Raw genomic sequence first — 25,715 nt, 5'->3', positions numbered from 1 at the left:
ACTAACCCATGAAACTACTCATCACCGGCGGAGCCGGCTTTATCGGCAGCAACTTCGTGTTATACATGCTTCAGCAGCATCCCGAGTACGAAATCGTCAACGTGGATGCGCTCACCTATGCAGGCAACCTGGAGAACCTCAAGGCCATTGAGCAGAATCCGAAGCATACGTTTGTCAAAGCCGACATCTGCGATGCGGCCAAGATGGACGAGCTGATCGGGCAGGGCGTAGACATCGTCGTCAACTTTGCGGCGGAATCGCATGTGGATCGCAGTATTTTGGAACCGGACGTGTTCGTGAAGACGAACGTGCTCGGCACTCAGGTGCTGCTCGACGCGGCCAAAAAGCATAACGTGACCAAATTCGTGCAGGTGTCCACCGACGAAGTGTACGGGACGCTCGGCGAGACCGGCCTGTTCACGGAAGAAACGCCGCTGACGCCGAACAGTCCTTACTCCGCTTCCAAAGCGGGCGGCGATCTGCTCGTACGCGCTTACCACGAGACGTTCGGACTGCCTGTCAATATTACGCGCTGCTCCAACAACTACGGCCCGTATCAATTCCCGGAGAAGCTGATCCCGCTCATTATCTCCAAAGCGCTGAACGACCAGCCGCTGCCGGTATACGGCGACGGTCTTAACATCCGGGATTGGCTGTACGTCGAAGACCACTGCAGCGCGATCGACCTTGTCATTCACGAAGGGGTGAACGGCGAAGTGTACAACATCGGGGGCAACAACGAGCGGACCAATCTGCATATCATCCGCACGATTCTGGAACAGCTCGGCAAGCCGGAATCGTTGATTACGTATGTGCAGGACCGTCCGGGCCATGACCGCCGCTACGGTATCGATCCGGCGAAGATCACGAACGAACTCGGCTGGAAGCCGAAGCATAATTTCGAGACCGGCATTCGCGAGACGATCGCCTGGTACCTGGACAACAAAGAATGGTGGACCCGGATTCAATCCGGCGAATACGAACAGTATTATGCCCAGCAGTACGGCGAACGACTTGGAGAATCGCAATGAAGGTGCTCGTTACCGGCGCGAACGGACAGCTCGGCAGCGACGTCGTGGCTTTGCTGAAGCAGGAGGGCCATGAAGTCCGAGGGTGCGGCCGGGCAGAACTTGATATCGCCGATCCGCGGCGGTGCGATGAAGTAATCGGCGATTTTATGCCGGAAGTCATCATTCACTGCGCTGCCTACACGGCTGTCGATGCGGCGGAAGAAGACGCGGACGGCGCTTATCGCGTTAACGCTGCCGGAACGCGCAACCTGGCCGTCGCCGCCGAACAGGCCGGAGCCAAGTTCGTGTATATCAGCACGGACTACGTGTTCGACGGACAGGCCGATCGCCCGTACCGGGAATACGACAACACGGCTCCGCAGACCGTCTACGGCGAGAGCAAGCGGGCGGGCGAAGTGCTGACCCAGTCGCTCAGTTCGAAATATTTTATCGTGAGAACTTCGTGGGTATACGGGCCGCGCGGCAGCAACTTCGTCAAAACGATGCTGAAGCTGGGAGCGGACCGTGACAGCGTGAGCGTTGTGCATGACCAAGTGGGCTCGCCGACGTATACGGTGGATCTGGCCGTCTTCCTGCTGCAGCTGATCCAAACGGAAAAATACGGCGTTTACCACGCATCCAATGCCGGACATTGTTCCTGGCACGAGTTTGCGGAAGCGATATTTGCGGAAGCCGGCCTTGAAGTCGACGTGCTGCCGGTCACGACGGAGCAGTTTCCCCGTCCGGCCAAGCGCCCGGCGTACTCGGTGATGGACCACACGGCGATCCGCGCCAACGATCTCGAAGACCTACCGCATTGGCGGGACGGATTGCAGCGTTTTATGACACAAGCCAAGCAATGAGGGTGAACGATGAACAGAGTCGAAGTACTGCTGTCCGCCTATAACGGGGAGAGCTATATCCAGGCGCAGTTGAACAGTTTGTCCGGGCAGGGGCATGGGGGATGGTCGCTTCGCGTTCGTGACGACGGTTCTTCCGACGCAACGGCCGCGATCGTCGAACGGTATCGGACATCGGAATCCCATGACATCGTTTTGGAAAAAGGCGAGAACATAGGCGTTATCCCGAGCTTTTTCGAACTGATTCGCCAAGCGGATGAGACGGCCGACTACTTCTGCTTCTGCGATCAGGACGACGTCTGGCTGCCGGATAAAATGGAGCGGGCGGCAGGTCGTCTGTCCGATGTGAAGGCCGGCGTTCCGGCGATGGTGTTCACGTCGACGCAGCTGGCCGACGCGGACTTGAATCCGCTGGGACAATGGCCGGAGCGGCCGCAGCGGGAACCCGCTTTTTATAATGCGCTCGTGCAGAACATCGCGGTCGGCGCCACCGTCACGTTCAACCGCGCGGCGCTGCAGCTGATTCGGGAGCATATGCCGCAAACGGACAAAGTGCTCATGCACGACTGGTGGTTGTATCTGTGCGTGTCCGCGTTCGGGGAAGCGATCTACGATCCGCAGCCTTCGATCCTGTATCGGCAGCACGGCGGCAACGCGGTCGGCGGCGAAGTGTCGGCGCTCGGCAAGCTTAAGAAAAAATGGGGCAGCTTCCGCAAGCATCGGGGGGCGCACAAGCTGGTCGCGCAGGCCAGGGAATTTCATCGTCTGTATGGCGGGCAGCTCGGCGATTCCGAGAAGCTGCGGCAGCTGGAAGCCTTTATCGCGCCGCGGACGACTCCGGGGCAGCGCGCGGCTTACCTGAGAAGCTCCAAGCTGTACCGCCAGTCCGCTCTGGAGAACAGGCTGTTTCGCCTGCTGATTCTGAGCGGTTATATTTAAATCGGGGCCGTTATGAAGTTCATGGGGAACACTTCCAAGTCTTTCCTTAACCGAATCCAAAGTTCCATTCCTGCGATCTCTGTGGTACTCTGTATAGAGGAATCCGGAGGTCTTTTTTTCGTTCGTCTTTTTTTGACCACATAGATATTTATCATTACATTTGTCAGGAGCGTAATCAGATCATGGACGTAAGTATACTGATTCTCAACTATAATACGTGCCAGCTGACGACAGACTGCATCCGTTCGGTGTTTGCTTCGCAAACCCGCTACCGCTACGAAATCATTCTGATCGACAACAACTCGTCCGATAACTCGGTCGAGGTCCTGTCGCGTACTTTCCCTTCTATCCCGCTTATTGCCAATCGCGAGAATGTCGGGTTTGCCAAAGCCAACAATCAGGGCATGAAGATCGCCAAAGGCCGCTACGTGCTGCTGCTCAATTCGGATACGGTCATTCAGTCCGATACGCTGCAAACGATGGTGACTTACATGGACGAGAATCCGCACGCGGGCGCGGCAGGCTGCAAAGTGCTGCTGGCCGACGGATCGCTCGACAAGACTTGCAAGCGGGGGCTGCCGACGCCGTCCGCTTCGTTCTACTACATGTTCGGCGTGTCCAAGATGTTCCCGGACAAGCCGAAGTACAACCAGTACCAGCTAAGCTACCTGGACCCGGACGAAGAGCACGCGGTAGACTGCCTCGTCGGAGCTTTCATGCTCGTGCGCGCGGAAGCGATTCGGGAAGTCGGCATGCTGGACGAGAACTTTTTCATGTACGGCGAAGACCTGGACTGGTGCTACCGCATCAAGCAGGCCGGTTGGGCGATCCTGTATTATCCGCGGACGTTCATCCTGCATTACAAAGGCGCCAGCAGCAAGCGTCGGCCGGTCAAGCTGCTGTACGAGTTCCATCGGGCGATGATCTTGTTCTACCGCAAACATTACCGGGAAAAATACGCCTGGCCGGTCAACGGATTCATTTACACGGGGATCGGAGTGAAGTTTGCGATGACGCTCGTGCGCAACCGGCTGCGTCCGGTCAAGGATACGCAGGCTCCGCCTCCGGGCGGGGGAGAAAGTTCGGCTCTGCCGGGTCGAGGTGAAGCATGCTCCGCAAAAATCAGCAATTTCTGACCCAGGTCTACATGGTCGCCGACATGGCGGTCATTCAGGCGTCGTTTCTGCTTGCCTGGTGGCTGCGGTTCGAGAGCGGGTTGTTCGGCTTCGTCTATCCGATTCCGATCAAGTATTACCTCGTCTGGAGTCTCGTGTACGGCGCGATCGCGCTGCTCACCGGGCTGATCAGCGGCCTGTATTCGCCCAAGCGGCGCAAACGGTTCGCGGACGATTTCATCCGGGTCGTGCAGACGCATGTCATCGGTTTTTTCCTGCTGCTCGGCACGATGTATTTTGCCAAAGAAATCAATATTTCGCGTTCCTACTTATTCCTCTACATGGCGCTGAGCGTCGTACTTATCGTGCTGTATCGCTATGTCGTCAAGCAGGTGCTGCGAACGATGCGGCGCCGCGGCTATAACAAGCAGTACATGCTGATCGTGGGCGCGGGAGCGCTCGGTCGGCGGTTCTATCTGAATCTTCAGCATCATCCGGAACTCGGGTACGACGTGGTCGGGTTTCTGGACGACGAGCTGGATTGGAAAAAAGGGCAGACCGAATACCCCGAAGTGCTCGGCAAACTGGACGATTTGCAGGCGATGCTCGATCGCTTCCGCATTATTGACGAAGTCATTCTGGCGATGCCGTACGGCCATTCGGACCGGTATCCGGAACTGATGGAGATCTGCGAGCGGGCCGGCGTACATACGATGATCGTTCCGGACTACTACGACTTTTTGCCGACCCGTCCCGTGTTCGACAATTTTGCCGGCATGCCGCTGATCAACGTGCGCGAAGTGCCGCTCGATCTGGCCGCCAACCGCTTTTTCAAAAGGCTGTTCGACGTTGTGTTCGCGGCAATCGCGGTCATCCTGACGTCGCCGATCATGCTGGCGGTGGCGATCGGAGTGAAGCTGACTTCGCCCGGGCCGGTCATTTTCAAGCAGGAGCGGGTCGGGTTCAACCGGCGGACTTTTCAGATGTACAAGTTCCGCTCGATGCAGGCTCAGGTATCCGATGACGAAGATACGGGCTGGACGACGGAGAACGATCCGCGCCGCACCAAATTCGGCACGTTCATCCGCCGCACCAGCCTGGACGAGCTGCCGCAGTTTTTCAACGTGCTGCTGGGACAGATGAGCGTCGTCGGACCCCGGCCGGAACGGCCGCATTACGTGGAGTTGTTCCGCGAACGGATCCCGAATTACATGCTGAAGCATCACGTGCATCCCGGCATTACCGGATACGCCCAGTGCGCCGGGCTGCGGGGCGACACGTCGATCGAGAAGCGGATCGAATACGATTTGTTTTATATCGAGAACTGGACGCTTCTGTTCGACATTCGGCTCGTGTTCATTACGGTGTACAAGATGCTGACGGATCGGAATGCTTATTAAAATAAGGAAAAGAACGGGTTTCGGCATTTTGCCGATATCCGTTCTTTTTATTTGAGTTCCCTATTTCCTGATCAACGCGTATTGCAAAAAGACCTGCTGCCTCTCGAAAGGCAGCAGGTCTTTTATAGTCCAAGCTTACATCCACAAATACCAGATCAACCAGCTCAAGAACGCTCCGAGCCACGAGACGTTGCCGAATACGGCCACGATTTTGCGTTCGTTCCAGCCGTATTTCAGACTGTAATGGTAATGGATCGGCGTCATGCGGAAAATCCGCTTTTTGGTACGTTTGTAGTAGGCGACCTGGATAATGACCGAGAACTGTTCCGCAAAATAGATGACGAACAGCAGCGGGACGAGAATCTCGACTTTTTCGATGACCGCCATCAGCGACAGCGAGCCGCCGATCGCAAGCGAACCGGTGTCGCCCATGAACGCTTTGGCCGGATATTTGTTGTACAGGAACAATCCGAGCAGCGCGCCGACCATAACGAGCGAGAACAACTTGATCGCCGGCTCGTCCGAGATGACGAAGAAGAACAGGTAGGTCGGAATGGCGACGATAATCAGCAGGCCGTCCAGACCGTCGGTGAAGTTGATCGCGTTGGCCGAGCCGACGATGAACAGCAGCATGATCACGAAGTAGACGGCGGCCGGCAGCGTCCAGACGAAGCCGCCCGGGAACGCGATCGTCGGCTCGACGCCGAAACTGTTCATCGCGATCAGCAGCAGCGCAATCGTGAACGTGAACTGCATGACCAGTTTGGCTTTGCCCGAAATGCCCTGTGGGTCCTGGAAAGCGGCTTTTTTGAAATCGTCGCTGAAGCCCACGATGCCGAGCAGGATGAATGAAGCGGCCAGCAGCCACATCATCGGCGTCGGCTGGGCGATCAGCGAGATAAGCACGCCGATCATGAACACCATGCCCGCCATGAGCGGCGTACCTTTTTTGGCCTGATGATCGGGCGGCAGTTCCTTGCGGATCGGCTGCAGCCAGCCGATGCGGCGAAGCGTGCGAATCCAGACCGGCGACAGCAGGGCGACGAGGACAAACGAGAGGATAGCGGCGATCAATGTGTAAAAATTCATGGTTTTCAGTATTCTCCAATCGGCATTTCGGATTTTGAAGCGGCTCTATCGGTTAATAATAGACATCGAGGTTATGTAGGACGCGAATGCGAACGCTGTAACTCCCTTATTTTAAGCAATTTGTACGTCCGCTACAAGAGAAGCCGGACACAATTTGGCTTTTTCCGGTTCACGCGTCTAGAATGAGAGCAGCCGGGCAGGAACGTCGGCTCCTATTTCATTCGCTTTTATGCGAAACCGGCAAAGCGGACCCCGCGGCCGGATGCAATCGATCCCTGGATTCACCTACATAGTTAAGTCCACATTTTCTAGGAGGAATTATAATGAATACACAGAAAATCCGCAAAGCGATCATTCCGGCAGCCGGTCTCGGCACGCGCTTCCTGCCGGCTACCAAAGCCATGCCCAAAGAAATGCTGCCGATCGTCGACAAGCCGACGATTCAGTATATCGTCGAAGAAGCCGTGAAATCGGGTATTGAAGACATCATCATCGTGACGGGCAAAGAAAAGCGCGCCATCGAAGATCACTTCGACACTTCGTTCGAGTTGGAGCACAATCTGGAAGAGAACGAGAAATGGGCGATGCTCGAAGAGGTGCGCAACGCCTCCAACATGGCCGATATTCATTATATCCGCCAAAAAGAACCGAAAGGTCTCGGCCATGCGATCTGGTGCGCCCGCAAGTTTATCGGCAACGAACCGTTTGCCGTTCTGCTCGGCGACGATATCGTCGAATCCGACACGCCGTGCCTCAAGCAGATGCTCGACGTGTTCGACAAGCATCAGGCTTCGGTCGTCGGCGTGCAGGAAGTGCCGTGGGAAGACGTGTTCCGTTACGGCATCGTGGACAGCGAAGCGATGGAAGGCGAAGATCGCACCTTCCGCGCGAACGGCCTCGTCGAGAAGCCGGACCGGGAAGACGCGCCGTCGAACCTGGCTATTATGGGCCGCTACATCCTGACTCCGGAAATCTTCGATATTCTGGAACATCAGACGACCGGCGCGGGCGGCGAGATCCAGCTGACGGACGCGATCGCGACGCTCGGAGAGACGCAGGAAGTGCTGGCGTACAACTTCGAAGGACAGCGTCACGACGTGGGCGTCAAGCTCGGCTTTATCGAGACGACGATCCATTACGCGCTGCAAAAAGACGAAATGCGCGAGCCGCTGGCCGCTTATATGAAGAAGGCACTGGCCGAACTCGAAGAAAAGCGTTAAAATAGCACAAACAAGAAGCCCGGCCGCGAGGCCGGGCTTCCTTGTGACGTTCTAACGCCAGATTTGACTATAAGAGGCCAAAGGGGAACTGCGCATTGCCGCCTAATCCGAAAGTGTTGTTGATCATTCCCGCTTTCAACGAAAGCGAAAGCATCGGCCCGCTGCTCATCGCGCTGCGGGAGCAGGGGCTGACCGCGCTTGTCGTCAACGACGGCTCGACCGACGAGACCGCCGAAGTCTGCGCCGCCGCCGGGGCGGACCTCATCACCCTGCCCTGCAATCTCGGCATCGGCGGAGCCGTGCAGACCGGCTACAAATACGCGTACGCGCACGGCTACGATATCGCGATCCAATTCGACGGCGACGGCCAGCACCGGGCGGAGTTCGTTCCGGCGCTGATCGAACCGCTGCTCAGCGGCCGGGCCGACCTGTCGATCGGCTCGCGCTATATCGAGAAGGAAGGCTTCCAGTCGACCTTGCTGCGCCGCGCCGGCATCCGGTATTTCAGCGGGCTGATCCGCCTGATCAGCGGGCAGACCGTCACCGATCCCACCTCGGGCTTCCGGGCGGTCAACCGCAGCATCATGGCGATGTTCGCCGCCCAGTATCCGACCGATTACCCCGAACCCGAATCGATCGTGCACGTGCTGCGCCTCGGCGGCCGGATCGTCGAAGTGCCCGTGCTCATGTCCGAACGGGTCGGCGGCCGCTCGTCGATCCGCAGCCTGCGCTCGGTCTATTACATGATCAAAGTATCGCTGGCGATCCTGATCGACGCGCTGCGCAGAAGCGGGGCGAAGTCGCTATGATTACCCTCAAGCTGCAGCTGCTGCTGATCCTGTTCAGCGTCGTCGTCTTCGCCGTCTTCATCAACCGGACGCGGCGGTACAAGCTCGAACTGAAATACGCGCTGGTGTGGATTTTCCTGAGCACGGCAGGCGTAATCGTGGCCGTTTTCCCGCAGATCTTCTTTTTCATCGCGGACGTCATGGGGATCGAAGTGCCTGTGAACGCGGTGTTCCTGCTTGCCGTCTCGGCCATTTTCCTCATCCTGTACAGCATGACCGCTTCGCTCTCCAATCATTCCCGCAAGCTGCGTACGCTGACCCAGGAACTCGGATTGATGCGCCACCGGATGGAGCAGTTGGAACGCCGGCTGGAACGGACCGAAGGAGGGACGGCGGATGCGGACGAACGATAGAACGCGGAAGCCGGGCCAAAGCCTGCTGCGCCTGCTGCCGCCGTTTCTGCGCGACCATCTGCCCGATTTTATCAAGTACGGCGTGATCGGGGTCGGCGGGACGCTGCTTCAGACCGGGACCCTGCTGCTCTACGTGGAAAAAGGGCACGGCAGCCCGTTGGTCGGATCGACGCTCGGATTCGTGCTGTCGCTGCTGTTCTCGTACGCCGCCAATGCCAGATGGACGTTCAAGCAAAGCAAGCGTTCGGCTTCCGTTCTGGTCAAGTATACGGTCGTGTCCCTGGTGGGGCTGCTGCTGAACCTGCTGATTCTGTACCTGTTCGACCAAGTGTTCGGTTGGTGGTACGTATACGGACAGATTACGTCGATCGTACTCGTCCCGATTCATAACTTCATTTTGAACAAAGCGTGGGCGTTCCGGACGCCGAAGCGGGAAAGAAGGTAATGGTGTTCTCCTTAAAAAATGAAACCGCGCAAACGCGCAGACGCCTGCTGCTGCTGTGCCTGCTCGTATTTGCCGCAAGCTGTATCGTTTCGCTCGCCTACGGCGACCGGCTGCTGCTCGGCTCGTACGCGAAGATGAACGACGACGACGTCAAGTACGCCCAGACCGCCGACCGGCTGCTGGAGACGGGCGTGCTGTCCTATAATACCGGCGAAGCGCCGTCCACGTTCATCATGCCGCTGTTTCCGCTGCTGCTGGCCGGCGCCAAATGGATCGCGGGCGAAGCCGGAGGCGTCATCTTGCTGCGGCTTCTGCAGGGAGCCTTTCAGGCGTTCGGCGTGTATCTGATGTTCGTGCTGGCTCGGCGGGTATTCGGCAGCGGACGGACCGCGATGACGGCAGCGGTGCTGCTCGCTGTTTATTTGCCCGACTACTTCGTCTCCGGTTCGATCCTGACCGAGTCCGGCTTCCGGCTGTGCCTGATGCTGAGTGTCTGCTGGCTGTTCAAAGGGCTGGACAAGCCCGGTGTTCTCAACTGGGCGCTGTTCGCCGTCTTCTGGACCGCGCTCTGCTATTTCAAGCCGCATGCCGCGCTGCTGCCGCTCGTGCCGGGGCTGTTCTGGTTGGCGCGGCGGTATGCTTTCGACAAAATGCTGGGTTATACCGCGGTCATTCTGGGCGTGTTCGCCCTGTTGATGTCGCCGTGGTGGATACGCAACTACGAGGCGTTCGGCCGGTTCATTCCGTTTACCGAAGCGGTCGGCAGTCCGATGATTCTCGGCTCGACCGCGTTCGGGCAGGTGCCGGACGGCTTCTACGACAAATACCCCGAATACGGGGGCGACGTCATGAGCGGTTCCGACGACTCGATGGCGCAGGCCGCCGGGCGCATGGTCGCCTACGGGTTCATGCACGAACCGTTCAAATACGCGGCGTTCTACACGGCAGGCAAGTTCGGCGGGTTGTACGGTATCGCTTACTGGGAACGCCCGATTATGGGCCTGACCTGGGCGCCGTATTTCCCGATCCATGCCGCGTACGTGCTGCTCGGCCTTTACGGGATATGGCTGGCGTATCGAAAAAAATGGAGCGGCGCTTCCGTGCCGCTCGCCGTGCTGGCCTACTTTACGCTGATCTACGTGCCGTTTATCGCGATTCCGCGTTACGGCTACCCGAACCTGTTCCTGTTCGCGCTGTTCGCCGCGCCGGCGCTGCTGGCGCTGCATGACCGGTACCGGGCCCGCCGCGCCGCGCTTCGCGGGGAAGGAACGGCCGTCCGCTCAGATCTGTAAGCAGCGCGCAAGAGCGGCTTGCGCAAGCCGCATGCGTTACCCCGAACCTGCCCCGAACCGCCCCGCTGCCGGGGCGGTTTTTGGTTCGCCCAATGGCTGTTCCAAACTGTTCGCATTCCATGCGAACAAAGAATTGACACGCCTCTGCACGTAGCATAGACTTATGTTGGAACAGCCTGCCTGAACGCCCCGATGGAGCCGTGCCGGCAGGCCGACAAGGCGGATGGAGGAATGGCATTGAGTCACCTATTCGAGACATGGCGACATGTTTTCAAGCTGGATCCGGATCGGGAATTGTCCGATCAGGATCTGGACGCGATCTGCCTGTCGGGCAGCGACGCGATTCTGGTCGGCGGGTCGAGCGGCGTCACCTACGACAACACGGTCGATCTCATGTCGCGCATTCGGCGTTACGAACTGCCCTGCGCGCAGGAGGTCTCGACGCTGGATTCGGTCGTGCCGGGATTCGATCTGTACCTCATTCCGATGATTCTGAACACGGATCGGGCGGAATGGATTACCGGGCACCACCGGGCGGGCCTGGAGAGCTTCGGGGAAGTCATCCCGTGGGATATGCTGGCCGCCGAGGGGTACATCGTGCTGAACCCCGATTCCACCGTCGCGCACCTGACCGGAGCGCAGGCGGAGATCGACGCGGCTGCCGCCGCGGCCTGCGCCCGTATGGCCGACAAGCTGATGCGGCTGCCGATCGTATACGTCGAATACAGCGGCATGTACGGCGATCTTGAGCTCGTGCGCGAAGTGCGCCGGGTGACGGGCGAAGCATCCGTCTTCTACGGCGGCGGCATTCGCGATTACGGGACCGCCCTGGCGGCGGCCGAAGCCGCCGATACGGTCGTCGTCGGCAATATCGTCTACGACGACCTGAAGGCCGCTCTCGATACCGTTCGCGGCGTCCGGAGCGCCAAATCGCCGACCTGAGCTTTAATCAATCCCTTTTGAAGCGGACTCCGCTTTCGGTACGCGCAGCCGCGCGGATATCGGAGTCCTTGCAGCAGCCTATCCCGGAATGCATAATCTTGTGCATTCCTTGTACGCTTTTGTCTCTTGATCTTTTATGTTGGATTATCGATTATTCATTCCCTATCTCAACCGACGCCAATGCGCAGCGTCTCTCCGAGCGCAACGAAAGGAGCACCACATCATGTTTAACCTCGACGAATCGATCGCCCGCCTGAATCCGCAGCAGCGCAAAGCCGCTCTCAAGACGGAAGGCCCGCTGCTGATCATGGCCGGTGCGGGCAGCGGCAAGACCCGGGTGCTGACGCACCGGATCGCCCACCTCATCCGCGCCAAGAAGAGCGCGCCGTGGGGCATTTTGGCGATCACGTTCACGAACAAAGCCGCCCGCGAGATGCAGGAACGGGTCTCGGCGCTCGTCGGACCCGAAGGCAAGGAGATCTGGGTCTCGACGTTCCACTCGATGTGCGTCCGCATCCTGCGCCGCGATATCGACCGGATCGGGTTCTCGTCCAGCTTTTCCATTCTCGACTCCGGCGACCAGCTGTCCGTCATCCGCAACTGCATGAAGGACCTGAACCTCGACACGAAGAAGTTCGAACCCAAAGCCGTTCAGGCGCTCGTCAGCGCGGCGAAGAACGAACTGATCACGCCCAAGATGTACGAGCAAAAAGCCGGCGGAGACTTTATGGAGTCCATCGCGGCCAAAGTGTACGGCATGTACCAGAAGCGCCTGCGCAGCAACAACTCGCTCGACTTCGACGACCTGATCATGAAGACGATCGAGCTGTTCAACGAAGTGCCCGAAGTGCTGGAGTCCTACCAGAAAAAATTCCGCTACATCCACGTCGACGAATACCAGGATACCAACCGCGCGCAGTACATGCTGTGCCGCATGCTGGCCGACAAGCACCATCAGATTTGCGTCGTGGGCGACAGCGACCAGTCCATCTACCGGTGGCGCGGCGCCGACATCACGAACATCCTGAATTTTGAGCAAGATTACCCGGAAGCCGAAACGATCCTGTTGGAGCAAAATTACCGTTCTACCGCGAATATCCTGAATGCCGCCAACAGCGTCATCGGGCGCAACACCGGACGCAAGCCGAAGAACCTGTGGACCGATCAGGAAGGCGGCGCCAAAATCCGCGTGTTCCGCGGCAGCACCGAGCATGACGAAGGATACTTCGTAACCGGTGAGATCCACAAAAATATCAAAAAAGGCATGGTCTACAAAGACCACGCTGTTCTGTACCGCACGAACGCCCAGTCCCGGGTCATCGAGGAAATTCTGATCAAGTCGGATATTCCGTACCAGATCGTCGGCGGCATCAAGTTCTACGATCGCAAAGAAATCAAGGATCTGCTCGCCTACCTGCGCCTGCTGTCCAACCCGGACGACGATCTCAGCCTCGTGCGCGTCATCAACGTGCCCAAGCGCGGGATCGGCGACACGAGCGTGGCCAAGCTGGCCGCGGCGGCGACCGAGCGGGGCATTTCCATGTTCAAGGTGCTCGAAGTGGTGGACGATCTCGGCTTTGCCGGGCGGACCCGCAACGCGCTGGTCGAGTTCTATGACATGATCGTCGCCCTGCACCGCATGGTCGATTATTTGTCCGTCACCGAATTGACCGAGAAGATTTTGGAGATGAGCCAATACCGCGTCGAGATGCAAAAAGAAAACACGCTGGAGTCCAAAGCCCGTATCGAGAACATCGACGAGTTCCTGTCCGTTACGCTGGAGTTCGAAGCGCGGACGGAAGAGAAGACGCTCGTCGCGTTCCTGACCGACCTTGCGCTGATCGCGGACATCGACACGGTCAACGACGACGAGAAAGACAAAAATCCCGACGATGCCGTCGTCCTCATGACGATGCACAGCGCCAAAGGCCTGGAGTTCCCGGTCGTGTTCGTTATCGGCATGGAGGAAGGCGTCTTCCCGCACAGCCGGGCTTTCCTCGACAATGACGAACTGGAAGAAGAACGCCGCCTGGCCTACGTGGGCATCACCCGCGCGGAAAAGCAGCTGTACCTCTCCTGCGCGCAGATGCGGACGCTGTTCGGCCGCACGACGGCCAATCCGCCTTCCCGGTTCCTGCAGGAGATTCCGGAAGAGCTGAAGGAAGATACCGGAGTCAATCCCGACCGGTACCGCCGCGGCGGCGATCCCGACAAAGGCTACGGCAATTCGCGCGGCGGCGGACGGGGCTTCGGCGGCGGATCGTCGACCGGCGGCTTCGGCCGTCCGGCTTCGAGCACCGCGCCTACGGGCATGGGCCGACCGGCCGTCGCTCCCCGCGGTTCCGGCGTGACCGTCACCCCGGCGGGCGGCAAGCCTGCCGCGCGCAGCACGAACAACACCGGCGCGTTCCAGGTCGGCGACAAAGTCGCGCACGGCAAATGGGGCGAAGGCACCATCGTGTCGATCAAGGGCAGCGGCAACGATACGGAGTTGAACATCGCTTTTAAAGCGCCGACCGGCATCAAGCGCCTGCTGGCCGGATTTGCGCCGATTACCAAAGTCGAATAAAAAAGGACGGGAAGACGATGGATGCGATGCACGAGATGGAAGGGTTGGTCGAGCAGCTCAACCGCTACAGCTACGAATACTATACGCTGGACCGGCCGACGGTCAGCGACAAGGAATACGATGTACTCTACGACCGGCTGATCAAGCTGGAACAGGAGAGCGGCTTCGTTCTGCCGGATTCTCCGACGCTGCGGGTAGGCGGCGAACTGCTCAAAGGGTTTGCGCCGCATCGGCATCTGGCTCCGCTCTGGAGTCTCGACAAAGCGCAAAACGAAGAAGAGCTGGGAACCTGGAATACGCGGACGCTGAAGCTGTGGAACGACTACAACACCAAGAATCCCGAAAATCCGCTGCCGGAACTGGAATATGCGTTGGAACTGAAGTTCGACGGGCTGACGCTGAACCTGACTTATACGGACGGCAAGTTGGTGCAGGCGGCGACGCGCGGCAACGGCACGGTCGGCGAAGGGATTTTGGAACAGGTCAAAACGATCCGCTCCGTGCCGCTGTCCATTCCGTTCAAGGACGGCACGATCGAAGTACAGGGCGAAGGCATCATGAACCTGTCGGCGCTGGAGACGTACAACAAGACCGCGCAGGAACCGCTCAAGAACGCCCGGAACGCCGCGGCCGGCGCGCTGCGCAACCTGAATCCCAAAGTGACGGCGAGCCGCAAACTGAGCGCTTTCTTCTATAATATCGGGTACAGCGATACGAAGACGTTTGCGAGCCACCTGGAGATGATGGACTTTTTGCGGGACAATCACTTCAAGGTGAATCCGTACATTTTCTATTTCAACAAGTTCGAGGACGTCATGGAGCAGCTGCACGATATCGTCAAAGGGCGCAGCGGGCTCGATTACCTGATCGATGGTGCGGTTATCAAAATCGTCGATGTGCGCACGCGCTCCGTGCTCGGCTATACGGGCAAGTTTCCGCGTTGGGCGGTTGCGTACAAGTTCGAAGCGGAAGAGACAACCACCGTGCTGGAGTCCGTATCGTGGGAAGTGGGCCGCACAGGCAAAATCACGCCGATCGCGCGGCTTGAAGCGGTGGAACTTGCCGGTGTCACGGTCAAAAACTGCACGCTCAACAACGTCGGCGATATCGAACGCAAAAATCTCAAGCATGCGCTGGGGACGAGAGTGTTCATCCGCCGCTCGAACGACGTCATTCCCGAGATTCTGGGCAAAGTGACGGAAGAGAGCGACGGCGAAGAGATCGTCTATCCGGAAAATTGTCCGGCGTGCGGTTTCCCGCTCGTTCAGCGCGGCGCGCATCTGTTTTGCGATAACCGCTTGTCTTGCAAACCGCAGGCGATCGGACGGATTGCGCATTTCGCTTCGCGCGACGCGATGGATATCGAGACGTTCAGCATCAAGACGGCGACGCAGCTCTACGACGAACTTAACGTTCGCGAGCCTGCCGAACTGTATGAACTGGAGCAGGAGTCGCTGGTCAAGCTGGAGCGGTTCGGGGAACGCAAAGCCGCCAATCTAATCGAAGCGCTGGAGCAGAGCAAGACCCGCGACCTGGCTTCGTTCCTGTTCGGCCTCGGCATTCCGAATACCGGCAAGTCGACGACGAAGATGTTGGCGGAACATTATCGGGATCTCGATAAAGTGATGAACGCGACGGCTGAAGAATTGATCGAGCTGCCGGACGTGGGCGGAATCGTAGCCGAGAGTATCGTGACTTTCTTCAACGATCCGTTCATGCGGGCGGGCGTCGAGAAAATGCGGGAGTTGGGCGTACAGCCGACCGTTCCTGCAGCGCCGCCCGAAGTCAAAGCCGATTCCTATTTCAGCGGCAAAACGGTCGTGCTGACCGGTACGCTGCATCAGCTGACGCGCGAAGAAGCGGCGGAGCGCCTGGAAGCGTTGGGAGCCAAAGTGACCGGCAGCGTGTCCAAGAAAACGGATATCGTAATTGCCGGAGAAAAAGCGGGCAGCAAGCTTACCAAAGCGCGGGAGCTGGACATTGAAGTCATTGAAGACGAAGACGAGCTTGTGCGGCTGCTGAACGAATAGCGGCTGTTTGAAGGAAGAAGGGGCCGGGCAGCCGGCCTTTTTCTTTTCGTTCAAAGGATGTAGAAAAAGCAATTCAGAAAAAGCCTTGCATTATTGTTAGCTAGGTGGTAAGATATTTCTTGTCGCTTCTGACAGCTGCTCAACACCATAAAACATCGGGTTGTGAAACTTGAGAAATAAGTTGTTGACAACGAGAACGACGCATGATAAGATATAAAACGTTCGGCAAACAAGTTGCCGGTCGCAAGTTCTTTGAAAACTGAACAGTGAGTGAGTTGCGACAATGCAGATTGTCGTAAGAATATAAGGTTCTTGAGCAATCGAGAATCGCCACGTTTTAACGAGCACATGGTGCTTTCTTGACAAGTCAACTTCAAGACCATCCGCTTTATCCGAATCCAGGCCCTATGGGGTCTCTAATCGGAGTCGCGGGTGCAACAGAGGTTGCACCTTAATGGAGAGTTTGATCCTGGCTCAGGACGAACGCTGGCGGCATGCCTAATACATGCAAGTCGAGCGGACTTGAAGAGGAGCTTGCTTCTCTGACGGTTAGCGGCGGACGGGTGAGTAACACGTAGGCAACCTGCCTTTTAGCCTGGGATAACTTCCGGAAACGGATGCTAATACCGGATACATCGTTTCTCCGCATGGAGAGATGAGGAAAGACGGCGCAAGCTGTCACTGAGAGATGGGCCTGCGGCGCATTAGCTAGTTGGTGGGGTAACGGCTCACCAAGGCGACGATGCGTAGCCGACCTGAGAGGGTGAACGGCCACACTGGGACTGAGACACGGCCCAGACTCCTACGGGAGGCAGCAGTAGGGAATCTTCCACAATGGGCGAAAGCCTGATGGAGCAATGCCGCGTGAGTGATGAAGGTTTTCGGATCGTAAAGCTCTGTTGCCAGGGAAGAACGTCCGGGTGAGTAACTACACTCGGAGTGACGGTACCTGAGAAGAAAGCCCCGGCTAACTACGTGCCAGCAGCCGCGGTAATACGTAGGGGGCAAGCGTTGTCCGGAATTATTGGGCGTAAAGCGCGTGCAGGCGGCGGGTTAAGTCGGATGTTTAAGATCGGGGCTCAACCCCGATTCGCATCCGAAACTGGCCCGCTTGAGTGTAGGAGAGGAAAGTGGAATTCCACGTGTAGCGGTGAAATGCGTAGAGATGTGGAGGAACACCAGTGGCGAAGGCGACTTTCTGGCCTATAACTGACGCTGAGGCGCGAAAGCGTGGGGAGCAAACAGGATTAGATACCCTGGTAGTCCACGCTGTAAACGATGAGTGCTAGGTGTTCGGGGTTTCGATACCCTGGGTGCCGAAGTTAACGCATTAAGCACTCCGCCTGGGGAGTACGGTCGCAAGACTGAAACTCAAAGGAATTGACGGGGACCCGCACAAGCAGTGGAGTATGTGGTTTAATTCGAAGCAACGCGAAGAACCTTACCAGGTCTTGACATCGGCATGACCGGCTTAGAGATAAGCTTTTCCTTCGGGACATGCCAGACAGGTGGTGCATGGTTGTCGTCAGCTCGTGTCGTGAGATGTTGGGTTAAGTCCCGCAACGAGCGCAACCCTTGACTTTAGTTGCCAGCATCTTGGATGGGCACTCTAGAGTGACTGCCGGTGACAAACCGGAGGAAGGCGGGGATGACGTCAAATCATCATGCCCCTTATGACCTGGGCTACACACGTACTACAATGGCCGGTACAGAGGGCTGCGAAGCCGCGAGGTGGAGCCAATCCCAGAAAGCCGGTCTCAGTTCGGATTGCAGGCTGCAACTCGCCTGCATGAAGTCGGAATTGCTAGTAATCGCGGATCAGCATGCCGCGGTGAATACGTTCCCGGGTCTTGTACACACCGCCCGTCACACCACGAGAGTTTATAACACCCGAAGTCGGTGAGGTAACCGCAAGGAGCCAGCCGCCGAAGGTGGGATAGATGATTGGGGTGAAGTCGTAACAAGGTAGCCGTATCGGAAGGTGCGGCTGGATCACCTCCTTTCTATGGAGAATCGTTTCCTGCAACGGAAACATTCAGTCCCGTCTCTCTCGGGAGTTAAAAATTAGAGACTCACTCACTGTTCGGTTTTGATGGAATTTGCGGGGCCATAGCTCAGCTGGGAGAGCGCCTGCCTTGCAAGCAGGAGGTCAGCGGTTCGATCCCGCTTGGCTCCACCATAAATTTCATCTGTTAAATATGGATTCAGACCGATTTGGTGTGTCTGGAAACATTAAAAAGGGTCATTTCTTGTAGATTCAAGAGATTTCGAACTAAGAGATTTCGAATTAAGAGATTTCGCTTAGCGCGTGAACCATTTTTGATCCACACGAAGTGATGCACCCAAAAATTGTTCCTTGAAAACTGGATACCGAAACGAAAAACTTCGCGTCTGGACTATTCTTCTTACGAAGACGTAGTTCCAAATGAAGTTTGGTTAAGCAAGTAAGAGCGCACGGTGGATGCCTAGGCACCAGGAGCCGACGAAGGACGCGACGAACCGCGATAGTGCTTCGGGGAGCTGTAAGTGAGCGTTGATCCGGAGATTTCCGAATGGGGGAACCCAGCTGGACTCATACCCAGTTACTGACCGAGTGAATTCATAGCTCGGCAGAGGCAGACCGGGGGAACTGAAACATCTAAGTACCCCGAGGAAGAGAAAACAATAGTGATTCCGTCAGTAGCGGCGAGCGAACGCGGAACAGCCCAAACCAGAGAGCTTGCTCTCTGGGGTTGTGGGACGTCTCACACGGAGTTACAAAGGAGTTTGGTAGGCGAAGAGGTTTGGAACGACCCGCCACAGCAGGTGATAGCCCTGTAGCCGAAAGCAAGCTCTCTCCGAGACGGATCCCGAGTAGTGCGGGGCACGTGAAACCCCGTATGAATCCGGCAGGACCATCTGCCAAGGCTAAATACTCCCTGGTGACCGATAGCGAAGCAGTACCGTGAGGGAAAGGTGAAAAGGACCTCGGAAGAGGAGTGAAATAGAACCTGAAACCGTGCGCTTACAAAAAGTCAGAGCCCAATTAAGGGGTGATGGCGTGCCTTTTGTAGAATGAACCGGCGAGTTACGTTTACATGCAAGGTTAAGGTGAGAAGCCGGAGCCGCAGCGAAAGCGAGTCTGAATAGGGCGACGTAGTATGTAGGTGTAGACCCGAAACCGGGTGATCTACCCCTGTCCAGGGTGAAGGTGCGGTAACACGCACTGGAGGCCCGAACCCACGTACGTTGAAAAGTGCGGGGATGAGGTGGGGGTAGCGGAGAAATTCCAATCGAACCCGGAGATAGCTGGTTCTCCCCGAAATAGCTTTAGGGCTAGCCTCGGATGAAGAGTTGTGGAGGTAGAGCACTGATTGGGTGCGGGGCCCGCCAAGGGTTACCAAGTCCAGTCAAACTCCGAATGCCATCAACTTATATCCGGGAGTCAGACAGTGAGTGCTAAGATCCATTGTCAAAAGGGAAACAGCCCAGACCATCGGTTAAGGTCCCCAAGTGTGTGTTAAGTGGGAAAGGATGTGGAGTTGCCCAGACAACCAGGATGTTGGCTTAGAAGCAGCCACCATTTAAAGAGTGCGTAATAGCTCACTGGTCGAGTGACTCTGCGCCGAAAATGTAACGGGGCTAAACACACCACCGAAACCATGGCTTGATGCGCTTGCGCATCAGGGGTAGGGGAGCGTTGAATACGGATTGAAGGTGTACTGGAAAGAGCGCTGGACTGTATTCAAGTGAGAATGCCGGTATGAGTAACGAAAAGATCAGTGAGAATCTGATCCGCCGAAAACCCAAGGATTCCTGAGGAAGGCTCGTCCGCTCAGGGTTAGTCGGGACCTAAGGCGAGGCCGAAAGGCGTAGTCGATGGACAACAGGTGGATATTCCTGTACCGCCGTAAACCGTTACGAGCAATGGAGTGACGCAGGAGGGAAGGGACGCGGACTGATGGAAGTGTCCGTCCAAGTAACAAGTTTTGTCGGTAGGCAAATCCGCCGGCTTTAAGAACAAGTTGCGATGGGGAGCGAAAATTACAGTAGCGAAGGTCCTGGGCTCACACTGCCAAGAAAAGCTTCTAGCCAGGTGAAGGCGCCCGTACCGCAAACCGACACAGGTGGGTGGGAAGAGTATTCTAAGGCGCGCGGAAGAACTCTCGTTAAGGAACTCGGCAAAATGACCCCGTAACTTCGGGAGAAGGGGTGCCCCGGTAGTGTGAATAGCACGAGGGGGCCGCAGTGAAAAGGCCCAAGCGACTGTTTAGCAAAAACACAGGTCTGTGCGAAGCCGCAAGGCGAAGTATACGGGCTGACGCCTGCCCGGTGCTGGAAGGTTAAGAGGAGGGGTTAGCAGCAATGCGAAGCTCTGAATTGAAGCCCCAGTAAACGGCGGCCGTAACTATAACGGTCCTAAGGTAGCGAAATTCCTTGTCAGGTAAATTCTGACCCGCACGAATGGCGTAACGACTTGGGCGCTGTCTCAACGAGAGATCCGGTGAAATTTTAATACCTGTGAAGATGCAGGTTACCCGCGACAAGACGGAAAGACCCCATGGAGCTTTACTGCAGCTTGATATTGGACTGGGGTGCGATTTGTACAGCATAGGTGGGAGCCTTAGATCTCGGAGCGCCAGCTTCGGGGGAGGCGCCGTTGGGATACCACCCTGATCGCATGCTAGTTCTAACCTCGTACCGTAATCCGGTACAGGGACCGTGTCAGGCGGGCAGTTTGACTGGGGCGGTCGCCTCCTAAAATGTAACGGAGGCGCCCAAAGGTTCCCTCAGAATGGTTGGAAATCATTCGCAGCGTGTAAAGGCATAAGGGAGCTTGACTGCGAGACGGACAGGTCGAGCAGGGACGAAAGTCGGGCTTAGTGATCCGGTGGTACCGCATGGAAGGGCCATCGCTCAACGGATAAAAGCTACCCTGGGGATAACAGGCTTATCTCCCCCAAGAGTCCACATCGACGGGGAGGTTTGGCACCTCGATGTCGGCTCATCGCATCCTGGGGCTGAAGTAGGTCCCAAGGGTTGGGCTGTTCGCCCATTAAAGCGGTACGCGAGCTGGGTTCAGAACGTCGTGAGACAGTTCGGTCCCTATCTGTCGTGGGCGTTGGAAATTTGAGAGGAGCTGTCCTTAGTACGAGAGGACCGGGATGGACGCACCGCTGGTGCACCAGTTGTTCCGCCAGGAGCATCGCTGGGTAGCTACGTGCGGAAGGGATAAACGCTGAAAGCATCTAAGCGTGAAGCCCCCCTCAAGATGAGATTTCCCACACGCAAGTGGTAAGACCCCTTGGAGACGACGAGGTAGATAGGCAGGAGGTCGAAGCGTAGCAATACGTGTAGCTGACCTGTACTAATCGGTCGAGGGCTTATCCTATAGACTTGCGCAGCCAGACTCTTCGGAAGCATCCGCTTCGGTTGAGACTTCTGCGCGAGCAAACACTTCATGACGCGAAGTGGATCGTTTCGGATCCGGTTTTCAAGGTGCAAACCTTGTACAAGACAGAGCTTGTTTAGGAAACACAGGCCCAATCGGGATATTCGTTTCCTAAAGACAATCTGTTCCGGCTTACTTCGTAAGCCTAGGTTTGGTGGTGATGGCAGAGGGGTTCCACACGTTCCCATCTCGAACACGACCGTTAAGCCCTCTAGCGCCGATGGTACTTGGACCGCAGGGTCCTGGGAGAGTAGGAAGCCGCCAAGCCAAAGAAACCACTATCGATTTTAATCGGTAGTGGTTTTTCTTTTTTGTTTTAACGTTAATTTGAATCTGGATTATGTAAATGCTATAATAAATGATAATGTGAAATGTTTGGTAAAGGTGAAAAACATGAAAAAAATCGGGATCAAAGAGATCGCCCTGCACGCGGAAGTATCGACAGCAACCGTTTCTTACGTGTTGAATGGTACTCGCAACGTCAGCTTCAAAACCAAAGAAAGAGTATTGAAGGTTATTGAAGAGCTCAATTATATGCCGAACGATATCGCCAAAAGTCTCAAAAGCAACAAAACGAATACGATCGGGGTCATTGCGGAAGATCTCACCGTTTTTAACGCCCCCGAAATCATCGACGGAATCAACGAATACGCCGAGAAAAACGATTTGCAGATCCTGCTGACGAATCTGCGCCTGCAAAAGCGGGTAGGGTACGATTACGCGAATACGGAAGCCTACCAGAAGCGGGCGCAGGAAGCCGTCTCCAGTCTTTTATCCAAGCAGGTGGAAGGCATTATCTACGTAGGCGTTCATGCACGTGACATCACGGGGCTGATTAATACGTACGAGAAACCGATCGTGTACACGTATTGCTATGCGGAAGGCGAAAGTTCTATCCAATACAACGACGAGCAGGCCGCTTACGATGCCATGGCCTATCTGGTGGGCAAAGGACATACCCGAATCGGGATCATTAGCGGGTTGATGGATTCGATCCCTTCCAGGCTGCGCTTTAATGGCTATTACAAAGCGATGACCGAATTCCAGCTGCCGTTTGATCCGCAGTTTATACGAATCGGCAACTGGAGCTCGGAGTCCGGGTACCGGCTCACCGGTGAGCTTATGCAGCTTACGAACCGGCCTACGGCTCTTTTGATCATGAACGATTTGATGGCCGTGGGTGCTCTGAAGGCAGCTGCGGAACAAGGCGTATGTGTACCAAGCGACCTGTCGCTGATCGGGTTCGACAACCGGGAATTCAGTGCGTACTTGAGCCCAGGCATTACGACGATGGACGTTCCTCTGCACGAGATCGGCATCCTGGCCATGAAGACACTGCGCAGCAAGATCGACGGCCAACCCGTTCCGGAGGAAGAAGCTCCTCTTTGCACCTTGATCGAACGGGAGTCGGTCGCCCAAATCGAACCGGAGAAGCTATAGCAAGAAGTAGCTTCTTTTTTTTGCGTAAAAAGAGAAGGTCGATGTCGCACGAAGGTCTGAGTGAATCCAGCATCCGGGCTCAAAATAAACAAGTTGATCAAGATTTGACGATGTGCTAGAATGAATAAAATATTTAAACGTTTAAATACCGAGAATATAAGGAGGATACTCTTGAGACATCTTTATAACGATACGTTTAAAATGGCTGTATCCGAGCAGGGGACGGTTGAATCGTTGTTCCTGATCGAAGACCCCGAACAGATGAACTGGGTCATTGATTCGGAGTATGCGGAGGAAGCCGGCTACGCGGATCGGCATAAGAGCCTTGGGCAGTGGACCGCGCAGGTTGACGGCGAGACGATCGAGAGCATCAACTTGAAGCCGCATATCGAAGGGTTGGGCGACCAAGCGGTAATCGTCAATTTTGCGCATCCCAAATTCGAAGTTCGCATGCAATATTTGTTGACGGACGAAGGCGAGTGGACATGGCATATCCGGTGTTCCAATCCAACGGGCGAAGCTGTTAACGTCACCGGATTTCACAGCTGGTTTTCGCTGGCTTATATCATGTTCCGCGATCGCAGCGTACTCCGAAACATGAATCATTCCTGTGCGGTATTTCCACATCTGGGCGGAGACTTCTCCAAATTCGCGGCGGTACGCAGAAGCGATACGGCGCCTCATCTGGGCATCTACAGCACCGGCGAACGGGTAAGCGCTTTGGGGACGCACTGCAGCTACCTGAATCGCTTTTTGGATCAGGTCTCTCCTTCGCTGGACGGAATACTGTATCATCGGCTCTCCCTGGTGGAAGACGGCAGCTCCATGCCGCAGTCGGCAGAGCACGATTGGATCTACGGAGACGGCTACGTCTCGCTAACGCTTGAACCGGCAGAAGAGAAAAGATGGAGTTTCGTTTTTGCTCCTTTCGGCGATCAAGAAGAATTTTACCAAAAGGCAAAGATGTACGGACATCCGTACTGGGACTATTCGCCGGTCACGACGACGGAAGGAAAGTTCTGGGCCGAAGTCGAACTGCCGGAGCATAATGCTCTGCGCGCCGTTACGCTGTTTGGCGCAGCTGGCGAATCGATCACCGAAACGGACCTTCTGCCGAAGTTCAAAGCGGTACATACGGAAAAATCTAAACGTTTACGCGTCGTCGTTCCAGTGAAGTCGGCGGGAGAGCTCAAGCTGGTCGCCGAGTTCGAAGACGGAAGGCGCGACGTATTGGTGGGCAGCGTGCTTGAACCGGTGCATCGGATCATGGAGGAGCGCGCACGGTGGTTATGCGAGCACAGCTTCAACGGGATCGACGGAGAGCGTCCGTACGCGTCGCTGCCGCTGTCCAATCAAGGGGAGTCGCTGGGCAAACTGACCTTTATTTTAATGAAAAACCGGTTGGCGCCTCCGGAGCCGGCAGAAGTGCAAAAAGTCGAGTTGGCCGCATTTTTCGATGTAAGGGATCATTGGTTTGAACAAGGGCAGTTCGCGGTTCCTACACCGTTATACGGTTCGTTCTATCGCATTTACGATTTTGATTACATCGGCCACGTCTATTACTTGCTGTCCAAGTTCGAGCCGCCTTTGCTGCGCTATGCCAATCCCGAGACTTATTTGAGTTGGGCGGCCGAAGTGATGTGCATGAGACTTGATCCGGAGTGCCATTTGAACGTGCGCGAAAAAGAAGAGTCCCAGCTGGTCGGAGTATTTACTTTGTACATCGTTGATTTGTTGGAAGATCTGAGAACGCACGATTTGCTGCATCTGTACCATGAACTCAATCGGCTGTGGGTGAGCTTCGCCGCCAAATTGAAGCAGGATTCAAGCCGGTACGAAGGAGCGATCACCGAACACTTTTACGACAATGCCGGATTTGGACTGACCTGCGAAGCCCTCTGCCTGGCCGGGCACCTGGAAGAAGCCGAACGATATGCGCCCCTCGTTACCGCCAACATAGGGTTCAGCAACGACTACAGAGCCAATGCCCCGGATCGCTGGTGGGAAGCCCTGTCCTACATGACCCATTCCCTCTGGGGAGGATTGGTGGCCGGCGCTGCTCGCGCTTCCTATGAAAAGCTCGAAGACGTACAGCTGCTCAAAGGCGGCTACCGAGCGACAATGGCGATGTTCAACTGCTACGACTGGAACGTCCGCTCGACGCCGCGCCTCTTGCAGCGGGGAGAAGCCGCGTCCACGTACAGTATCGCCGCCCCGAATTTGAACATGCCGGAGCTCTCCCGGAACCGCTTCGGGCAGTCCATTTTCAAGCATTCCGACGATCCGCTGTTCAGCCATCTGTTCGCGGACGTCGAAGGCGACGATTGGGACATGGGCGAAGAATTGGTCGCTTATCTGCTTGGTTTCGGTTCGACAACCTATCTGTATACCGATGACGAAGGAGAACTGAAATGTATCAACGGTTTTATCGAGCCGGTGGACAAAGGATGGGAGATTACGAGCTACGCCGCTTATCCGACGAGATATGTCATGCTGGAGAGAGGGCTTTGTTTCATGTCGCCGCAAGGAGAACTTCTCAAAAAGATAAGATTCGTTAACGGAAAGTTCAAGCAGATCTACGCGGAAAATCCGAATACGGCCGCAATTGAAGCCAATCATTAATTTAATTGATCGTAGGTTAATAGTTGAACAAGTTCAAATAGTTATAAAAATAGTTTAAAAAGAGCATTTTCAAACGTAATAATCGGTGCTATACTTCCCTTGTAAACGCT

16 protein-coding genes, 1 tRNA gene and 3 rRNA genes are annotated in these 25,715 nt (G+C 56.1%); 19 read left to right on the top strand and 1 reads right to left on the bottom strand.

Translation table 11 applies throughout. The features are described from left to right. The first annotated feature begins 8 nt into the window (after window positions 1-8). The 5 genes from rfbB to FFV09_RS07960 all read left to right on the top strand — a co-directional run bounded on the left by rfbB (window position 9) and on the right by FFV09_RS07960 (window position 5,324). Window positions 9-1,031, top strand: a complete 1,023-nt coding sequence (gene rfbB / locus FFV09_RS07980; RefSeq protein ID WP_141447334.1) for a dTDP-glucose 4,6-dehydratase — start codon at window positions 9-11, stop codon at window positions 1,029-1,031. Continuing rightward, the gene (gene rfbD / locus FFV09_RS07975) at window positions 1,028-1,873 is read left to right on the top strand and encodes a dTDP-4-dehydrorhamnose reductase (RefSeq protein WP_141447333.1); all 846 of its coding nucleotides are present in this window, start codon (window positions 1,028-1,030) and stop codon (window positions 1,871-1,873) included. Before rfbB ends, rfbD begins: the two co-directional genes overlap by 4 nt. A 9-nt stretch (window positions 1,874-1,882) precedes the next feature. Then, complete coding sequence (locus FFV09_RS07970; RefSeq protein WP_141447332.1) at window positions 1,883-2,809, top strand: glycosyltransferase family 2 protein; 927 nt, start codon at window positions 1,883-1,885, stop codon at window positions 2,807-2,809. A 182-nt stretch (window positions 2,810-2,991) separates the two neighbouring features. Next, window positions 2,992-3,945 (top strand): glycosyltransferase family 2 protein, encoded by a 954-nt coding sequence (locus FFV09_RS07965; RefSeq protein WP_141447331.1) that lies wholly within the window; start codon window positions 2,992-2,994, stop codon window positions 3,943-3,945. After that, the gene (locus tag FFV09_RS07960; protein ID WP_141447330.1) at window positions 3,918-5,324 is read left to right on the top strand and encodes an undecaprenyl-phosphate glucose phosphotransferase; all 1,407 of its coding nucleotides are present in this window, start codon (window positions 3,918-3,920) and stop codon (window positions 5,322-5,324) included. The genes FFV09_RS07965 and FFV09_RS07960 overlap by 28 nt, the downstream gene beginning before the upstream one ends. A gap of 135 nt (window positions 5,325-5,459) precedes the next feature. Here the strand turns inward: FFV09_RS07960 and mraY are convergent, their stop codons facing one another. Further along, window positions 5,460-6,413, bottom strand: a complete 954-nt coding sequence (mraY, locus tag FFV09_RS07955) for a phospho-N-acetylmuramoyl-pentapeptide-transferase (protein WP_141447329.1) — start codon at window positions 6,411-6,413, stop codon at window positions 5,460-5,462. A gap of 323 nt (window positions 6,414-6,736) precedes the next feature. Here mraY and galU point away from each other — a divergent pair, with 323 nt between their 5' ends. The 14 genes from galU to FFV09_RS07885 all read left to right on the top strand — a co-directional run bounded on the left by galU (window position 6,737) and on the right by FFV09_RS07885 (window position 25,605). Then, entirely contained in the window at window positions 6,737-7,633 is an 897-nt protein-coding gene (galU, locus tag FFV09_RS07950; RefSeq protein WP_141447328.1) for a UTP--glucose-1-phosphate uridylyltransferase GalU, read from the top strand. Between the two features lie 95 nt (window positions 7,634-7,728). Next, on the top strand, window positions 7,729-8,442 hold the full coding sequence (locus tag FFV09_RS07945; protein ID WP_141447327.1) for a glycosyltransferase family 2 protein: 714 nt from the start codon (window positions 7,729-7,731) through the stop codon (window positions 8,440-8,442). Continuing rightward, complete coding sequence (locus FFV09_RS07940; protein ID WP_141447326.1) at window positions 8,439-8,834, top strand: DUF2304 domain-containing protein; 396 nt, start codon at window positions 8,439-8,441, stop codon at window positions 8,832-8,834. Before FFV09_RS07945 ends, FFV09_RS07940 begins: the two co-directional genes overlap by 4 nt. Next, entirely contained in the window at window positions 8,818-9,279 is a 462-nt protein-coding gene (locus tag FFV09_RS07935; protein WP_141447325.1) for a GtrA family protein, read from the top strand. Before FFV09_RS07940 ends, FFV09_RS07935 begins: the two co-directional genes overlap by 17 nt. Then, window positions 9,279-10,571 (top strand): ArnT family glycosyltransferase, encoded by a 1,293-nt coding sequence (locus FFV09_RS07930; RefSeq protein WP_141447324.1) that lies wholly within the window; start codon window positions 9,279-9,281, stop codon window positions 10,569-10,571. Before FFV09_RS07935 ends, FFV09_RS07930 begins: the two co-directional genes overlap by 1 nt. Before the next feature lie 237 nt (window positions 10,572-10,808). Next, window positions 10,809-11,513, top strand: coding sequence for a heptaprenylglyceryl phosphate synthase (gene pcrB, locus FFV09_RS07925; protein ID WP_141450389.1), 705 nt, complete (start codon window positions 10,809-10,811; stop codon window positions 11,511-11,513). Between the two features lie 223 nt (window positions 11,514-11,736). After that, complete coding sequence (pcrA, locus tag FFV09_RS07920; protein ID WP_141447323.1) at window positions 11,737-14,082, top strand: DNA helicase PcrA; 2,346 nt, start codon at window positions 11,737-11,739, stop codon at window positions 14,080-14,082. Window positions 14,083-14,099: 17 nt separating this feature from the next. After that, window positions 14,100-16,112, top strand: coding sequence for an NAD-dependent DNA ligase LigA (gene ligA, locus FFV09_RS07915; protein ID WP_141447322.1), 2,013 nt, complete (start codon window positions 14,100-14,102; stop codon window positions 16,110-16,112). 451 nt (window positions 16,113-16,563) lie between these two features. After that, window positions 16,564-18,115 (top strand): 16S ribosomal RNA (locus FFV09_RS07910). A 100-nt stretch (window positions 18,116-18,215) separates the two neighbouring features. After that, window positions 18,216-18,291: transfer RNA gene (locus FFV09_RS07905), tRNA-Ala, on the top strand. Between the two features lie 255 nt (window positions 18,292-18,546). After that, window positions 18,547-21,483 (top strand): 23S ribosomal RNA (locus tag FFV09_RS07900). Between the two features lie 210 nt (window positions 21,484-21,693). Beyond that, window positions 21,694-21,810, top strand: a 5S ribosomal RNA gene (gene rrf / locus FFV09_RS07895). Together the 16S, 23S and 5S rRNA genes with 1 tRNA gene alongside form the textbook arrangement of a ribosomal RNA operon. Window positions 21,811-21,936: 126 nt before the next feature. Continuing rightward, window positions 21,937-22,983, top strand: a complete 1,047-nt coding sequence (locus FFV09_RS07890; protein ID WP_141447321.1) for a LacI family DNA-binding transcriptional regulator — start codon at window positions 21,937-21,939, stop codon at window positions 22,981-22,983. A 171-nt stretch (window positions 22,984-23,154) separates the two neighbouring features. Then, window positions 23,155-25,605, top strand: coding sequence for a hypothetical protein (locus FFV09_RS07885; protein WP_141447320.1), 2,451 nt, complete (start codon window positions 23,155-23,157; stop codon window positions 25,603-25,605). The last annotated feature ends 110 nt before the right edge of the window (window positions 25,606-25,715 follow it).

The organism is Saccharibacillus brassicae (assembly GCF_006542275.1).
Taxonomy (GTDB): domain Bacteria; phylum Bacillota; class Bacilli; order Paenibacillales; family Paenibacillaceae; genus Saccharibacillus; species Saccharibacillus brassicae.
Note: the sequence above shows the minus strand (reverse complement) of the source record. Positions and strands in the feature narration are given on the sequence as shown.

Coding starts and splice junctions, on each gene's coding strand:
- FFV09_RS07940 (WP_141447326.1), top strand. CDS start 8,439: ATGATTACCCTCAAGCTGCAGCTGCTGCTGATCCTGTTCAGCGTCGTC.
- FFV09_RS07960 (WP_141447330.1), top strand. CDS start 3,918: ATGCTCCGCAAAAATCAGCAATTTCTGACCCAGGTCTACATGGTCGCC.
- FFV09_RS07970 (WP_141447332.1), top strand. CDS start 1,883: ATGAACAGAGTCGAAGTACTGCTGTCCGCCTATAACGGGGAGAGCTAT.
- FFV09_RS07935 (WP_141447325.1), top strand. CDS start 8,818: ATGCGGACGAACGATAGAACGCGGAAGCCGGGCCAAAGCCTGCTGCGC.
- mraY (WP_141447329.1), bottom strand. CDS start 6,413: ATGAATTTTTACACATTGATCGCCGCTATCCTCTCGTTTGTCCTCGTC.
- galU (WP_141447328.1), top strand. CDS start 6,737: ATGAATACACAGAAAATCCGCAAAGCGATCATTCCGGCAGCCGGTCTC.
- pcrA (WP_141447323.1), top strand. CDS start 11,737: ATGTTTAACCTCGACGAATCGATCGCCCGCCTGAATCCGCAGCAGCGC.
- FFV09_RS07890 (WP_141447321.1), top strand. CDS start 21,937: ATGAAAAAAATCGGGATCAAAGAGATCGCCCTGCACGCGGAAGTATCG.
- ligA (WP_141447322.1), top strand. CDS start 14,100: ATGGATGCGATGCACGAGATGGAAGGGTTGGTCGAGCAGCTCAACCGC.
- rfbD (WP_141447333.1), top strand. CDS start 1,028: ATGAAGGTGCTCGTTACCGGCGCGAACGGACAGCTCGGCAGCGACGTC.
- FFV09_RS07930 (WP_141447324.1), top strand. CDS start 9,279: ATGGTGTTCTCCTTAAAAAATGAAACCGCGCAAACGCGCAGACGCCTG.
- rfbB (WP_141447334.1), top strand. CDS start 9: ATGAAACTACTCATCACCGGCGGAGCCGGCTTTATCGGCAGCAACTTC.
- FFV09_RS07965 (WP_141447331.1), top strand. CDS start 2,992: ATGGACGTAAGTATACTGATTCTCAACTATAATACGTGCCAGCTGACG.